This is a genomic window from Brevibacillus sp. NL20B1 (genome assembly GCF_018195675.1).
Taxonomy (GTDB): domain Bacteria; phylum Bacillota; class Bacilli; order Brevibacillales; family Brevibacillaceae; genus Brevibacillus; species Brevibacillus aydinogluensis.
Window position 1 is genome coordinate 60,920 of sequence record NZ_JAGTPT010000010.1, and the last position, 15,127, is coordinate 76,046.

16 protein-coding genes are annotated in these 15,127 nt (G+C 57.8%); all 16 read right to left on the reverse strand.

Features of this window, described 5'->3' with window-relative positions:
- Positions 1–7 precede the first annotated feature (7 nt).
- The 16 genes from upp to rho all read right to left on the reverse strand — a co-directional run bounded on the left by upp (position 8) and on the right by rho (position 15,100).
- Entirely contained in the window at positions 8–637 is a 630-nt protein-coding gene (gene upp, locus KDN35_RS08880) for a uracil phosphoribosyltransferase (protein ID WP_171564081.1), read from the reverse strand.
- 845 nt (positions 638–1,482) lie between these two features.
- Positions 1,483–2,733 (reverse strand): serine hydroxymethyltransferase, encoded by a 1,251-nt coding sequence (locus KDN35_RS08885; protein ID WP_171564080.1) that lies wholly within the window; start codon positions 2,731–2,733, stop codon positions 1,483–1,485.
- Between the two features lie 56 nt (positions 2,734–2,789).
- Positions 2,790–3,359 carry a TIGR01440 family protein gene (locus KDN35_RS08890; RefSeq protein ID WP_171564079.1) on the reverse strand — a complete coding sequence of 190 codons (570 nt, stop codon included), beginning with the start codon at positions 3,357–3,359 and terminating at the stop codon, positions 2,790–2,792.
- Position 3,360: 1 nt separating this feature from the next.
- On the reverse strand, positions 3,361–3,816 hold the full coding sequence (rpiB, locus tag KDN35_RS08895; RefSeq protein ID WP_171564077.1) for a ribose 5-phosphate isomerase B: 456 nt from the start codon (positions 3,814–3,816) through the stop codon (positions 3,361–3,363).
- Between the two features lie 169 nt (positions 3,817–3,985).
- Complete coding sequence (locus KDN35_RS08900; RefSeq protein WP_171564075.1) at positions 3,986–4,429, reverse strand: low molecular weight protein arginine phosphatase; 444 nt, start codon at positions 4,427–4,429, stop codon at positions 3,986–3,988.
- Between the two features lie 105 nt (positions 4,430–4,534).
- Positions 4,535–5,095 carry a manganese efflux pump MntP gene (locus KDN35_RS08905; RefSeq protein ID WP_171564073.1) on the reverse strand — a complete coding sequence of 187 codons (561 nt, stop codon included), beginning with the start codon at positions 5,093–5,095 and terminating at the stop codon, positions 4,535–4,537.
- Positions 5,096–5,149: 54 nt separating this feature from the next.
- Positions 5,150–6,241 carry an L-threonylcarbamoyladenylate synthase gene (locus KDN35_RS08910; protein WP_171564072.1) on the reverse strand — a complete coding sequence of 364 codons (1,092 nt, stop codon included), beginning with the start codon at positions 6,239–6,241 and terminating at the stop codon, positions 5,150–5,152.
- 182 nt (positions 6,242–6,423) lie between these two features.
- Complete coding sequence (gene spoIIR / locus KDN35_RS08915; protein WP_171564070.1) at positions 6,424–7,290, reverse strand: stage II sporulation protein R; 867 nt, start codon at positions 7,288–7,290, stop codon at positions 6,424–6,426.
- Positions 7,291–7,540: 250 nt separating this feature from the next.
- The gene (prmC, locus tag KDN35_RS08920; protein ID WP_171564068.1) at positions 7,541–8,449 is read right to left on the reverse strand and encodes a peptide chain release factor N(5)-glutamine methyltransferase; all 909 of its coding nucleotides are present in this window, start codon (positions 8,447–8,449) and stop codon (positions 7,541–7,543) included.
- On the reverse strand, positions 8,433–9,509 hold the full coding sequence (gene prfA / locus KDN35_RS08925; RefSeq protein ID WP_171564066.1) for a peptide chain release factor 1: 1,077 nt from the start codon (positions 9,507–9,509) through the stop codon (positions 8,433–8,435). The genes prmC and prfA overlap by 17 nt, the downstream gene beginning before the upstream one ends.
- Before the next feature lie 297 nt (positions 9,510–9,806).
- On the reverse strand, positions 9,807–10,304 hold the full coding sequence (locus tag KDN35_RS08930; protein WP_171564065.1) for a sporulation protein: 498 nt from the start codon (positions 10,302–10,304) through the stop codon (positions 9,807–9,809).
- 108 nt (positions 10,305–10,412) lie between these two features.
- The gene (locus KDN35_RS08935) at positions 10,413–10,988 is read right to left on the reverse strand and encodes a thymidine kinase (RefSeq protein WP_171564064.1); all 576 of its coding nucleotides are present in this window, start codon (positions 10,986–10,988) and stop codon (positions 10,413–10,415) included.
- A gap of 180 nt (positions 10,989–11,168) precedes the next feature.
- A complete protein-coding gene (rpmE, locus tag KDN35_RS08940) occupies positions 11,169–11,369 on the reverse strand; it encodes a 50S ribosomal protein L31 (protein WP_171564063.1) in 201 nt (66 codons plus the stop codon).
- A gap of 108 nt (positions 11,370–11,477) precedes the next feature.
- Positions 11,478–12,743 (reverse strand): radical SAM family protein, encoded by a 1,266-nt coding sequence (locus KDN35_RS08945; RefSeq protein WP_171564062.1) that lies wholly within the window; start codon positions 12,741–12,743, stop codon positions 11,478–11,480.
- A 70-nt stretch (positions 12,744–12,813) separates the two neighbouring features.
- Complete coding sequence (locus KDN35_RS08950; RefSeq protein WP_212132569.1) at positions 12,814–13,710, reverse strand: peptidoglycan DD-metalloendopeptidase family protein; 897 nt, start codon at positions 13,708–13,710, stop codon at positions 12,814–12,816.
- Between the two features lie 115 nt (positions 13,711–13,825).
- Positions 13,826–15,100 carry a transcription termination factor Rho gene (gene rho, locus KDN35_RS08955; RefSeq protein ID WP_212132570.1) on the reverse strand — a complete coding sequence of 425 codons (1,275 nt, stop codon included), beginning with the start codon at positions 15,098–15,100 and terminating at the stop codon, positions 13,826–13,828.
- Positions 15,101–15,127: the final 27 nt, after the last annotated feature.

Below are 15,127 nucleotides of genomic sequence, written 5' to 3' on the forward strand. Positions count from 1 at the left end.
TCCTCTCCTACTTCGTCCCAAACAGACGGTCGCCAGCGTCGCCCAGGCCCGGCACAATATAGCCGTGGTCGTTCAGGTACTCGTCGATGGCGGCGACGTAGATGTCCACGTCCGGATGCTCGTCCTGCACCATCTTGATGCCTTCCGGCGCAGCAATCAGACACATCAGCTTCATGTTTTTGGCCCCCCGCTTTTTCAAGGCGGTAATGGCCGCTGCCGCAGAACCCCCGGTTGCGAGCATCGGGTCGATGACGATCAGTTCACGTTCGGCAATGTCGGACGGAAGTTTCACGTAGTATTCCACCGGCTGCAGCGTCTCCGGGTCGCGGTACAGGCCGACGTGGCCCACCTTGGCAGCGGGAATCAGTTTCAGCAAACCGTCCACCATACCCAGACCGGCACGCAAAATCGGCACCAGTCCCACCTTTTTGCCGGAAATGACGCGTGCTTTACAGGTCGCCACCGGTGTTTCGATGGTCGTCTCCTCCAAAGGCATGTCGCGGGTAATCTCGTATCCCATCAGGGTTGCCACTTCGTCTACCAGTTCACGAAATTCCTTGGTTCCCGTGTTTTTGTCACGGATATAGGTCAGCTTGTGCTGGATCAGCGGGTGGTCAAATACGTATACGCGGCTCATGCATGTTCCTCCGTTTCCGTATCAATGCATCTTTTCCATCATAGCGAAGGAGAGAGGCGCCGTCAATTTGCCCAATCTTCGTACTTTTTTCTCTTTCCCTGCCCGAGTGGGGGCTTTTTTTATATGATGGCCCTTCCTTGTTGCTTACACGGGGCACCACATTTACCGTTTGTCTATTCCTTGTATTTTTCCAAGAAAAATTCTCTCAGCTCACTAACATGGCTTTCAGCAATATCAAATTTCCGATGATTATTCATTGGGAATTCCCCCGTGTTGATTAGATTACGAGCAAACCTCATTTGTAAAAACACAAGCATATCCTAACATTTTTTCACATGATTTCCAACAAAGGCGAGTGCCGAATTCGATTATGTCCGGAACAATATGCATAAAAATCAAACCATACATCGTGTTTTACAAACAAAAAACAGACCCCGGAGTTATTCACGGGGTCTTAAATTGAAGACAAACTGTTTATTTAGTAAACGTCCACAGAAATCGATTTCCATAATTTCCAGGCCGGAAGGCCTGCACATTCATCAACCGAAGCTGAAGACAACGTACATCGCATGGAGGGATGGGCCAAGCGAGCTCCTTTGACGACCTGCTCAGCGGAAAAACGAAAGACGCGGGGAAAAACAGGGGGCACAAGTCTCACTTCGTCGAAACACCCAGATGTTTGCCCCCTGCCCGCGTCGCGTTTTGGAGCGGACATCATTCACTTCTTTGCTGGGCGTCAAGAGAGCGAGCGGGCCCGATCACCCATGCGCCACGGACTTTGTCTACATGCTGAGACCCCGGAGTTATTCACGGGGTCTGTTTGCCACAGCATGCACGTTCTGAAATTAAATCGTCAATCCTTCATACATCGGGAAGCGTTGGCACAGCGCCGCTACGCGTTGGCGAGCTTCTTCGTGTTTGGCTGCGTCTTCCGGGTTTTTCAAGGTCAGGGCGATGATGGCTGCCACTTCTTTCATCGCTTCTTCGTCAAAGCCGCGGCTGGTCACTGCCGGGGTACCCATGCGGATGCCGCTGGTGACAAACGGGCTTTCCGGATCGTACGGAATCGTGTTTTTGTTGGTGGTGATGTTCACTTCGTCCAGCAGGTGCTCCGCCACTTTTCCGGTCAAGCCGAGGTTGCGCACGTCTACCAGCACCAGGTGGTTGTCGGTGCCGCCGGAAACCAGCGTCAGCCCTTCAGCTTTCAGCGCTTCGGCAAATGCCTGAGCGTTGTTGACGATCTGCTGCGCGTACGTCTTGAATTCAGGCTGCAGCGCTTCGCCGAACGCGACCGCCTTGGCTGCGATCACGTGCATCAGCGGACCGCCTTGCACGCCCGGGAAAACCGACTTGTCGATCGCCTTGGCGAACTCTTCCTTGCAGAGAATCAGGCCGCCGCGGGGACCGCGCAGGGTTTTGTGGGTGGTGGAGGTGACAAAGTGCGCATGCGGCACCGGATTGGGGTGGAGTCCCGCCGCCACGAGACCGGCGATATGGGCCATGTCCACCATGAAATACGCACCGACTTCGTCGGCAATTTCGCGGAACTTGGCAAAGTCGATCGTGCGCGGGTACGCGCTGGCGCCAGCGACGATCAGCTTCGGCTTGTGCTCCAGAGCTTTTGCACGCACATCGTCGTAGTTGATCCGGTGGGTATCCTTGTCCACACCATACTCCACAAAGTTGTACAGCGTGCCGGAGAAGTTGACCGGGCTGCCGTGCGTCAGGTGTCCGCCGTGGGAGAGGTTCATGCCGAGCACGGTGTCACCAGGCTTCAGTACGGCAAAGTAGACCGCCATGTTGGCCTGAGCCCCGGAGTGAGGCTGCACGTTGGCGTGCTCCGCCCCGAACAGCTCCTTGACGCGGTCACGGGCGATGTTTTCGGCGACGTCCACATACTCGCAGCCGCCGTAGTAGCGGCGGCCCGGGTAGCCTTCCGCGTACTTGTTGGTCAGAACCGTGCCCATCGCTTCCATAACGGCGCGGCTGACAAAGTTTTCAGACGCGATCAGTTCAATCTTGTCGCGCTGCCTGCCCAGTTCCAGTCGAATTGCTTCCGCCACCTGCGGATCCTGCTTGCGCAAAAACTCTAGCATGCTTGTCTCCTCCTCTTTACACTCAGGGATCTTGGTAGGAATACCGCTTGTCCGACCTAGGTACAACTCTCCGACGACGGTGTTCGGTCGTAGACCGCCCGGGCTCCGCCGATCAGCTTGGGACGCGTCCGCGCTGCGGTGACATGTGCGTCCCCCACTGTCCGGCAGGAGGGGCGAATGGGGACGGCGACGTGCCTTAGGTGCATCCCGATGAGCGTGTCGCCAATGTCGATGCCGGCATGTGCGCGAACGTGCTCCACCACGACGGGATCGGCCATGTGGGCGTATGCGTGTGCGGCCATTGAACCGCCCGCCTGCGGCACGGGGACGACCGTCACTTCATCCAGACCGTAACGTTCCTGTGTCTCTCGCTCCACGACCAGCGCCCTGTTCAAATGTTCACAACATTGAAAAGCCAGCGCAAAACCGCGTTGTTCCTGAACGGCGGCAATCCCCCGGTAAATGGCGGCCGCCACCTCCCGGCTGCCCGCTTTGCCGATCTGCTTGCCCAGCACCTCACTGGTGCTGCAGCCGATGACGAGAATCTGCCCCGGCCGCAGCTCGGCCAACTCTGCCACTTCAGAGACGAGCGCGCTCACCTGCCGTTCGATTGCGAGCATGTCCACCTTACTTCACTCCCGCATGTTTGGCTTCAATCGCTGCAATTTTTTCCACGCGGCGCGCGTGACGCCCTCCCTGGAACTCCGTCTCCAGCCAGATTTTCACGATGTCCAGCGCCAGCCCCGGACCAATCACCCGTTCGCCCAAGGCCAGTACGTTGGAGTCGTTGTGTTCGCGGGTCGCCCGCGCGGAAAACGTGTCGTGCACCAGTGCGCAGCGGATGCCGGGCACCTTGTTGGCTGCGATTGACATGCCAATGCCTGTCCCGCATACCAGGATGCCGCGGTCAAACTCCCCTGCCGCCACTTTTTCCGCCACCGGCAATGCGTAGTCGGGATAATCGACCGAATCATTGCAGGTGCAGCCGAAGTCTTCAAAGGAAATGTTCATCGAGGTCAACAGCCTCTTGATCTCCTCCTTCAGGTTGTACCCGCCGTGATCGGCGCCAATCGCCACTTTCATCCTGCCATCCCTCGCTTGTGTCGTGATCTTCTGCCATTATACATCAGAATCCGCAATGTAAAAAGTGAACATTTTTAAGTGAGTTGCAAAAAAATGTTCGCCATATTATACAAAAGCAGGCCCTGGCCGACTGCCAGCACCTCATCTCTTCACGATATGCGCCGCAACGTCAGCCTGTGAATTTGTTAATCAGGTAGTCCAGCGACTCTTCGATTTCCTCTGCGCAGCGCCGGTAGTCCTCCACCGTACCGCCAAACGGGTCGGCGATGTCGCTCATCCCTTCCACGCCGACATATTCCCGCAGTGTGAACACTTTTTCTGCTGCACCGGGAAACATGCTCTGGATCATCGTCTTGTGGCCCTGCGTCATGGTCAGGATCAGATCGGCCCAGGCGACCAAGTCGTCGTTCAGCCGACGTGCCTGATGATCGTGATCGATACCCCGTTCCGCCAGCACCTGCATGGCGTGCAGGGAAGCAGGCTGACCGTCGAACGCGGCCACTCCCGCCGAACGGACTTCCCACTGGCCGTCCGTTGCCTTCGCTTTAAACAGCGCCTCTGCCATCGGGCTGCGGCAGGTGTTTCCCGTACAGACGAACAAGATGCGCTTCACGTGTCTCTCCCCCTTTCCGGCGAAGCTGCTGTCAGAACCATCTTCCAAGCAAGCGATCTTTCAAATATTTCGGGCCCGTTTTGCCGCTGCCGTCAGCCAGCAGTGTCACAGCATGAATTTCAGACCAAATCCCAGCAAAATCAGTCCACCTAATACTTCGCTGTACTCGCCCAGCCATCCTCCCACCCTTTGTCCGATCATCAGGCCGCAGTAGGCCATCACACCGCCCATGATGCCAAACAGGGTGACCGCCAGCAGTTTGTTTACCTCTATCAAGCCAAAGGAAAAGCCGACCGTCATCGCGTCCAGGCTGACGCTGACGGCAAACAGCAACAGTCCCAGTCCTTTCGTGCACAGGATGCTCTTTTCCTCGCTCTGCACGAACCCGTTCCACAGCATATTCGCACCGATGACCATCAGTACCGCACCGCCGATAAACACTGCAATATCCCCGACCAGCCCGGACAAGTACACCCCGATGGCAATCCCCACGAAGGGCATGGCTACGTGAAACAACCCGATGGTGATGCTGACTTTGATGATTTCTCTGAGGCGCATGCCCACCATCCCCACGCCCACTCCCAGTGAAAACGCGTCCATGCTCAGGGCAAAGGCAATCACCAGCAGGGTTAAAAATTGTCCCCAATGAAATATGGTCAGGTCCACACCGCTCCCCCTCCTGTCTCTTCACCATATGCGGACAAGAGGGCGTTTAGACATTCACACGGACAGAATGCGTCCGCCTGCTGCCTTTTCCAGACGGTTCATGACCGCCATTCCCAGACCGGAGCGGGGAAATGTTTCCCCGACGATAAACTGCACCTGTCGCTCGTCGAACTGCCGCAGCACCGCGTACAGGCGCTGCGCCACTTCACCCGGTTCCGCCCGCGACCCGACGGAGAGCACGACATCGGCTTCGGGATGTGCCTGCCAATACGATGCCGTCTCCGCACTGGCCAGCACCCCGGTGCGCAGTCCGCGGCGTTTGGCCTCGGCAAGCATGCCGTTCATTTTTTCCCGGACGCGCGGCTCCTCACCTTCGACGAGCCACATCTCGCCCTCTGGAGCGTAGTGGGCATACTTCATGCCGGGCGAGCGCGGAGTTTCCGCCGAACCGGCGGAGAAGGCGGGGTCCAGCTCCACGGGGCCGATCACTGCTTCCAACTGCTCGCGGGTGACGCCTCCCGGCCGCAGGATGATCGGCGGCTCCACCGTCACGTCGATGACCGTCGATTCCACCCCGACACCAGTGGGACCGCCGTCCAGCACGCCGGCGATGCGGCCGTCCAGGTCAGTCAGGACGTGGGCAGCCGTCGTGGGGCTGGGGCGGCCCGAGCGATTGGCGCTGGGCGCGGCCACCGGCACACCAGCCTGGCGGATGAGCGCCAGCGCAGCGGGATGGTCCGGCATCCGCACGCCGACCGTGTTCAGCCCGGCCGTCACCAACGAGGCCACCCGGTCCGTCTTGGGAAGGATCAGCGTCAACGGTCCGGGCCAAAACGCCTCCATCAGCCGGCGGGCCTTATCCGACACCGCTTCGGCAACCGTTTGCAGTTGTGCTTCGTCGGCTACATGGACAATCAGTGGATTGTCGGCAGGTCTGCCTTTTGCCAAAAATATTTTTTCCACAGCGTCGTCCGACAATGCATTTGCCCCCAACCCGTACACGGTTTCCGTGGGAAAGGCGACGACCTCCCCGTCGCGGAGCAGTTGGGCGGCATCCACAATCTGTGGACAACCCTGCCAATTTTCCACAGCGTTATCCACAGTGTTATTCACAGTCCATAGCTTTGTTTCCCGATGCTCTTCCATCTTGGCGAATATCCTTTCCGTATGCTCGTTTCACAACAATTCGTGCCTTTAGTATAGAGGTGATGATACAAGTTTTCAACAGGCTGTGGGTAACTTGTGAATAAGTTTCACTTTTTTCAGAACGTTCCCAAGCGATATGCAAAACGACACCACGGCGTAACCGGGTGTCGTTATCTTGAAAATCAGGAGAAGAAGGCGGTCAGTTTTTCCCAGAAGAAGAAGCGTACTTCCATATTCGGCTGAACAGCCGTCGTCTCCTTGACGTCTGTTCCCTGCGGGTTTTTGCCGGCTGGCTGCTGCTCCTGCTTCGCGTCGCGATCGGCAGCTTTGTACGGATTGCCCTCTCGCTCGGCAGGCGGTTGATCTGCTGCCATTTCCACGTCGCCCAACCAGCGGGCTTCCAGGTGAGCCAGGCGCCGTTCCGCGAATGCTTCCCATTCGGAATCAACGTCAGCCATCACGGCCGGCAGCGTCTGCTGCGCTGCCGCCTCCATTTGTCCGTCGTCTTGGCCTGACGGCTCAGACTCGGTATCGGGCTCGACGGACGCCGCCTGGACCGCGTCGCCGTTGGACATGTCGATAAAGCAAAGCGGCGGAAACAGGACACACCACCAATTTTGCCCCTTGGCTTCGCCAATTCGGACGCGCAGCGCCTCATAGTCCCCGGCGGGGTACACATACGTCCCGTACAATTTGGTCGGGAACGGAACACGACCGAAATCAACCTCGGCCGGGTAGGAAAACCCCCGCTCCCGGATCGTCTGGTCCACAAGCTGCTGCAATTCCGGCAGCCGGGCAGCCACCACCTGGCGGGCTTCCTCGTAAGAGCGGATCTCCGTGACCCACTCGTTCATCCGTGCGACGATCGCGTCACGCACTTCCCGTTTCAGCCATTGATCCTGCAAGGAATCACTGTTGGCGATAATCCGCAGCCGGATCGACTCTTGAGGGATCGGCCCGTTGTCAAGCACATTGGCCGCCGTAAGCTGTCCCTCCCAGCTCATCATTAACATCAACACACAGAATGCCGCCAACCAGAACCGCTTCATGTTTATCCTACTCCCTTTCTCATACAGTTGCTGCGAATCTCTTTTTCTAGCAACCAGTATGGACGGAATCCAGCGAAAACATACGCACTCTCGCAAAAACATTACGCGATTCTAGCGAAACGTATGCGACTCTGGCAAAACGATCCGACTCTAGCGTAACGTATGCGGAGCTTCCGCGATAAACACAGCGGTTCAAGACGTCTGCGTGACGTACGGCAAACGATCGTGCTGCGCACACGACCACGCTTCTTCAGCGCTGAGAGGAGGGTGTCCCCGCACGCCCGACGACGACCCGCTCGATCCCCGCCAGATCGGGGATGATCTCCACCTCGTCGATCACGCCGCTTTCCTTCATCAGACGGGCAACGTCACGGGACTGATGAATGCCCACTTCAAACGCGACCAGCCCCGGCCGTTTCAGCACCGCAGGCAGCGCCTCGCACAGGCGGCGGTAGCAGTCCAGTCCGTCCGCCCCTCCATCCAACGCCAGCCGGGGTTCGTACGCCCGCACTTCTGCGTCCAGCGTGTCGACCACGGCACTCGGAATATACGGCGGGTTGGAGACCAGAATGTCCACCTGCAGACCTTCCTCCACCAGCGGTTGGGTGAGGTCTCCCTGCAAAAAGCGGACGCGTGCGCCCAACTGTTCCGCGTTTTCGCGCGCGATCACGGTGGCGTCCGGCGAGAGATCTACCGTGCTCACCTGCCAATGCGGCCGTTCGCAGGCCAGCGTGACACAGATGGCTCCGCTGCCCGTGCCGATGTCTGCGACGACGAGCGGCTGCTCCGACGGCCAGATGACAGCTGCGTGCCGCAGCACCTGTTCCACCAGAATCTCCGTCTCCGGCCGGGGAATCAGCACGCCGGGACGGACGCGAAAGGGACGGCCGTAAAACTCCTGAGTGCCGATCATGTACTGGATCGGTTCGCGACGTGCCCGGCGCTGACACAGGTCGATCAGGCACGCCAGGGCGTCAGCGGGCATCGGTTCGCCCAAGGAAATCAAATAGCGGGTCCGGTCCCACCCAAGGCAGTGACGGAGCAGCAGTTCCGCTTCAAACGGCGGATCGGCCACGCCCGCCTCGCGTAAAAAGGAAGAAGCCCGTGCCAGGGCTTCCCGTACTGTCGTCACATCCGGCCATTCACGCTGTGCTTGCATGACTCTTCAACAGCTCCGTCTGCTCGTGCATGATCAGGTTGTCGATGACTTCGTCCAATTCGCCTTCCAGAATCGCTTCCAGACGGTGCAGCGTCAGACCGATGCGGTGATCGGTGACGCGGCTCTGCGGAAAGTTGTAGGTGCGAATCCGCTCGCTGCGGTCGCCTGTCCCCACCAGGCTTTTGCGGGTGGCGTCCTGCTCCGCCATCTGCTGCTGCTGATAATAGTCCAGCAGGCGGGCGCGCAGTACGCGCAGCGCCTTTTCCTTGTTGGAGTTCTGCGACTTTTCATCCTGACAGGAAACCACGATGCCGGTCGGAATGTGGGTCACCCGCACGGCCGACTTCGTGGTGTTGACGCTCTGCCCGCCGGCGCCGCTGGAACAGAACGTATCGATGCGGATGTCTTTTTCGTTCAGCTCTACTTCCACTTCTTCCGCTTCCGGCAGCACGAGGACCGTCGACGTGGAGGTGTGAATCCGTCCGCCCGACTCCGTGGCCGGAATGCGCTGCACACGGTGTGCGCCGCTTTCAAATTTCAGCTTGCTGTACGCACCGCGCCCGCTGACGGAAAAGACAATTTCCTTGTAGCCGCCGATGTCCGTCGGGTTGGCTTCCAGCACTTCCACCTTGAAGCCGTGCCGCTCGGCGTAGCGGGTGTACATGCGGAACAAATCGGCTGCAAACAGCGCAGCTTCGTCGCCACCTGCCGCGCCGCGGATTTCCATGATGACGTTCTTCTCGTCGTTGGGATCTTTCGGCAGCAGCAGAATTTTCAAACGGCCCTCAAGCTGTTCCTTGCGCTTGCTCAGGTCGGAAATTTCCATCTTTACCATTTCGCGCATCTCGTCGTCCAGCTTTTCCTCCAGCATCGCCTTGGCATCCTCAAGCTGGCTTACGACCGATTTATATTCACGGTAGACGACCACTGTCTCTTCCAAAGAAGCCTGCTCCTTGGACAGTTCGCGCAGTCGTTTCGTATCGTTGATGACGTCGGGGTCACATAGGAGATTGGTCACTTCTTCATAACGCTCTTCAACCGCAGATAAGCGCTCGAACACTGCATTTCACCCCACCGTTAAAATACTGTCGACTATAACAGATAAATTATAGAGGGAGATGTGGAAAAAGTCAAAACGGCACAAGCAGGCAAACAGGCCCGGCATGGCCGAGCCTTTGGACTTAAGACAAGCGATTGCATCGAAGAAGCTTGGTTTTCAAACAGTGCGGCAAACAAGCCCGACCGAGCCGAACAGCGAGTGACGGGGAGGAGGATCGCCATGCGGCTGTACCCCGCAGCCGGTGCTGGCAGGCAGGGCTGGCATCAGTCCAGCCTGACAAAAGCATCGGGCGGGGAATCAGCGATGGTACCCGTCGTTTGAGGTGATGTGAAAATCGTAGCGCGGCACTTTTTTACGCAGGGCGGCGATCACCTGCTGTTCGATGGACCGGGCCTGCGCTGCCGTGACGTTGGGGATCAAATCCAACGTAACATATGCATTTCCGCCGCTCAGTGTGATTCGTGCGTTTTCCACGCCCGGCACCGATTTGGCCATGGCTTCCATGTTGTCCATATCGATCTGTGTGGAACGCACGTTGCTGTGACCGATAATCATGTTGGGGTTTTGGTTGCGCCCCATCAAGCTGTCCCGGTCTTCCAGCGGAGACGCCCCCCGGTCAATGGCGTCATCATTCCGATCGCTTTTGATGGTCGCGTGCTGCTGTGGATCGTAACTTTGCGCGCCGTAGCTTTGCTCCTGGGGCATCGTCCGGCCGCACCCGGCCGTCAGGGGAGATGCCAGCACAACGGCGGCCAGCACGCCCAGAGTACTTTTCCAAAAGGACTGGCATCGCATAAAAAAGCCACCTCCTGTTTGCCTTATTGTGCGCATCGCAGGCGACGGCCATTCACAGGCAAACAGGGGAGGCCTTCACGAGCAGAATCCCTCAAGCGAGGGCCGCCTTCAGTATGCAACCGGCGGGTGGTAGTAGTGGCGGCGGCATACGCTGCTGTACGTGTCATTTCCGCCGATCTCGATCGTCTCTCCGGTGTAAACGGGTCGACCGTCCTTGAACTTGAGGATGTGGGTCGCTTTTTTGTTGCAGTACACACACACGGTCTTGATCTCCTCGATCTTGTCCGCTTCGCACAGCAAATGGGCACTGCCCGGGAACAACTGGTTTTTGAAGTCTTTCAACAGCCCGTACACGATCACCGGGATGTCCAGTTCATCGACAATTTTGACCAACTGTTCCACATGCTGCTTGCCGAGAAACTGTCCTTCATCCACCAGGACGCAGTGCGGGCGGCCCTCCTCACCGGCGACGATCGCAAAGATGTCCGTATCGTCGCTGATCGGAATCGCTTCCCGGCTGATCCCCACACGTGAGGCTACCTTGCCGACACCGTACCGGTCGTCGATGGCCGGGGTAAACACCAGCACTTTTTTGCCTGACTGTTCGTAGTTGTGAGCCACCGTTAATAACTGGATGGATTTGGAAGCATTCATCGCCCCAAAGCGAAAATACAGTTGTGCCACCTGTCTGTCTCCCTTTACGATCATTTTCCCTTCCGAACGATGCCGCTCCGGGCTCCCCCGTCAAGGTCATTCGTCAGGGCTTCTGGCTCTATTGTAGGGGTACATGCCGCGAAACGGAACGTTTTTTGCGCAAAAAAAGCAAAAACCAGGCAGTGATCCCTGCCTGGTTCTTCTTCCCGATTAGGAAAGATTGTATTTGCGTTTGAAACGGTCTACGCGGCCGCCGGCATCGACAAACTTTTGTTTGCCGGTGAAGAACGGGTGGCAGTTGGAGCAAATCTCCACGCGCAGCGCTTGCTTCACGGAGCCGGATTCGAATTCATTGCCGCATGCACATGTTACTTTCACAATGTGATAGTCCGGGTGAATACCTTGTTTCATCCTCATACACCTCTTTTCCGCCCTGAATCGTTTGCCGAAACAGAGTTATATACAAATGCACATACAAGATAGTAGCACGGTTCGAAGCGAAATGCAACAGACTGTCCGCTACGCCATGTTTTTCCGGCGGCGCAGCTCAGCCGGGGGCACGTGCGTAAACGAGCCGATCACGACATCAGGCAGCTCCTGCTGATAGATCTCGATCGCCTGCTTCATCCCGAACACTTCCCCCTTGGCCGGCGGGATCATCGCCAGGTAACTCTCCGGATCGATGTTGAGATTGCGCAGCTGGATCAGCTTGATGCCGGTCCGGCGGATGAAGTTAATCATTGCCTCCATCTCCTCTTCGCGGTCAAAAACGCCCGGGAAACAGAGGTAATTGATCGACGTGTACACGCCCTTGGATGCGGCGTACTCTGCCGAGCGGGCCACGTTTTCCAGCGTGTAGTGGCGCGGCCGGTAGTAGGCGTTGTAGTGTTCGTCAATCGCGCTGATGATGCTGATCCGCATCAGGTCCAATCCGGCGTCCACGATGCCTTTGATGTGATCGGTCAGCCCGGCGTTGGTATTGATATTGATGTACCCCATGTCGGTCTGCTCACGGACGCGGCGCATCGCCGGAATGATAATGGAAGCCATCGTGGACGGTTCCCCTTCGCAGCCTTGGCCAAAGCTGATGATGCTCTCCGGCGTCCGCAGGTGATGGAGCATCACCTCGACCAGCTCGTCTTCCGTCGGCTTGAAGTTCATCCGCGTCTGCGGAGACGGGAAACCGCTGTCCTCCGGCTGTTCGGAAATACAGCCGTAACAACCGGCGTTACAGGTGTAGGATACCGGCAGACTGCCCTCCCAGCGGTTGAAAAAGTTATTGGAGGCAGTCAGGCATTCGTATTCCAGCGCACAGTGGGAGAGGTGGCGCAAAATCCGGTTGTTGGGAAACAGCTCCAGTGTCTGCTCAACCCGCTGGCGAAGCTCGTCCATCGGAAAGTTGAGCGGATTCCATTGGTACGGATCATCGCTCTGCCGACCGGCCACCCAGAAGCCGCCGTCTTTCCACACCACGGCCGTGTAGCCGAACAGAGGGAGCTTGCTGTTTTTGTCGGTCTTGATGTAGCCCGGCAGAAGCAGCCGGGTATAACCCTGGGGGATCAGGGCGCCGACCGCCATGCACCCGTCCAGCTTCACCATCTCACCCGTGTCCGGGTCCATGCCGATCGCCACCGTATTGGGCAAACTGACCAGCGTCGCTCCCTCCGGCAGGGGAATCAGTTCGTCCTCCAAAATCTCCGTCAGGATATCGCCGTTACGCGCCACCGCGAGCAGTCCCGGGTGGTCGTAGACGTTGCCGTTTTCGTCTGCGTATACCACATACATTGAAAAATCGCCTCGCTTTATTCGCTCAGCCCATTGTAACGCAACGGCATGTCAATGTAAATGTGAAGGGTTACCTGCTCAAGTAACGCAGCGGATTGATCGGCACGTCGTCCTGCCGCACCTCGAAGTGCAGGTGGTACCCGGTGGAATCGCCGGTCCGCCCCATGTAGCCGAGAACTTCCCCCCGCTCCACGTACTGGCCCGGGGAAACGAGAATTTTGCGCATGTGTGCGTAGTAGGTTTGCAGTCCTTCTCCGTGATCGAGAACAACCAAATAACCATAACCGGAACGGCCGCTCCCGGCTTCCACGACGACGCCTTCCTTGGCGGCATGAATGGGGGTCCGCCCCTCGTCCTGATTCCACATGTCAATGCCCTTGTGCATCTTTCCCCAGCGTGTGCCGAAGCCGCTGGTGACGGTCGCCTGTTTGACCGGCCAATCCAGCACGCGGGAACGGCTTGACTGGCGGCTGGCCACCTGTACGGCGCCGCGCCGCTTCTGCCACTCCTTGGCCGTCACCGATTGCGGGTTGGTGACAGGGATCTGGATGGTTTGTCCAATGTAGAGGTTGTCCGACATGAGTCGAAGCAGCGGATTGCGCTCCTGCAGCAGTTCCTTGCTTACGCCGTACCGGCGGGCAATATCGTCCAAGGTTTCGCCGCGGCGGACGGTATGGGTCACGTCGCCCTGACTCAGTTTCAGCTTCATGCCGATTCCCACGAGGTTGGGGTTGGCCAGCCTGTTCAGTTCCACCAGTTGCTTCAGGGACAACCCGTACCGATGAGCAATGCCAGACAGCGTGTCGCCCCGCTGAACCGTATAGGTCATCACATCGCTCCGCTTGGCCGGGGCCGGTTTGGTCAGCGAGGCGTAAGGATTAAACGCTTGAAACAGCACCTGTCCGGCCACATCCTGCATGATCTGTTGCTTCCCGCCCCAATCAGCGGACATTTGCGCGAACTCCACAGCCGCTCCTCCTTTCTGCGGTGCCGCTTCGCCACGGGCCCAGCAGCCGCCGCACGTTCCAGAAACTCTGCTTTTACCGTATGCGGGGGCCCAAAAAAAAATGACGGCAAGTAAATTACCCTGCCGTCACGTTTGCTTGTTTTCCGCGCGTTTTATGCGATTCAAACGTCTGCAAAAATTCTTCGTTGGTCTTGGTCTCCGCCAGTCGCTTGATGAACGAATCGACGAATTCCGGCGTTTCGTTCATGCTTTTGCGAATCGCCCACAGCTTCTCCAACTCTTCTTTGGAAAGCAGCAGTTCTTCGCGGCGGGTGCCCGAGCGGCGAATGTCGATCGCCGGAAAGATGCGGCGTTCCGCCAGTTTGCGGTCCAGGTGCAGCTCCATGTTGCCTGTCCCTTTGAATTCTTCGTAAATCACATCGTCCATGCGGGAGCCCGTCTCCACCAGAGCGGTCGCCAGGATGGTCAGGCTGCCGCCTTCCTCGATATTGCGGGCCGATCCGAAAAAGCGCTTGGGCCGGTGAAACGCGGCCGGGTCAATCCCGCCGGACAGCGTCCGTCCGCTGGGCGGAATCACCAGGTTGTAGGCGCGCGCCAGACGGGTAATGGAGTCGAGCAGAATGACGACGTCCTTTTTGTGTTCCACCAATCGTTTTGCCCGCTCCAACACCAGTTCCGCCACTTTGATGTGGTTTTCCGGCAGCTCGTCAAACGTGGAAGCGACGACCTCCCCCTTGACGGAGCGCTGCATGTCGGTTACCTCTTCCGGCCGTTCATCGATCAACAGGACAAACAGGTGAATGTCCGGCCGGTTTTCCGTAATGCTGTTGGCAATTTCTTTGAGGAGCATGGTTTTTCCCGCTTTGGGCGGCGCGACGATCAGGCCGCGCTGGCCAAGCCCGACAGGGGCGATAAGGTCCATCAGGCGTGCGGAAATGCGCTCCGGAACGGTTTCCAATACGAGTTTGTTTTGAGGGTATAACGGTGTCAAGGCGGGGAAGTGAAGGCGTTCGGCGGCTAATTCGGGGTCTTCTCCGTTTACGGCTTCCACCTGCAGCAACCCAAAATACCGTTCGTTTTCCTTGGGCGGCCGCACCTTGCCGGATACCAGGTCCCCCATCCGCAGATCAAACCGGCGAATCTGCGACTGGGAGATGTAAATGTCCTCCGAGCTGGGGAGGTAGTTGATGGGGCGCAGGAATCCGTAGCCCTCGGGGAGGATTTCCAGCACCCCTTCCATAAACATCAGACCGTCCCGTTCTGCCCTGGCTTTCAGGATGGCAAAGATCAGTTCCTTTTTCTTCAACTGGGAATAGTACGGAATCTGGTATTCCTTTGCCAGCTTGTACAGTTCGGTCAGCTTCTTTTCTTCTAGTTCGGAAAGTAACATGATTCCACCACTCTTTGTATTCTCTTT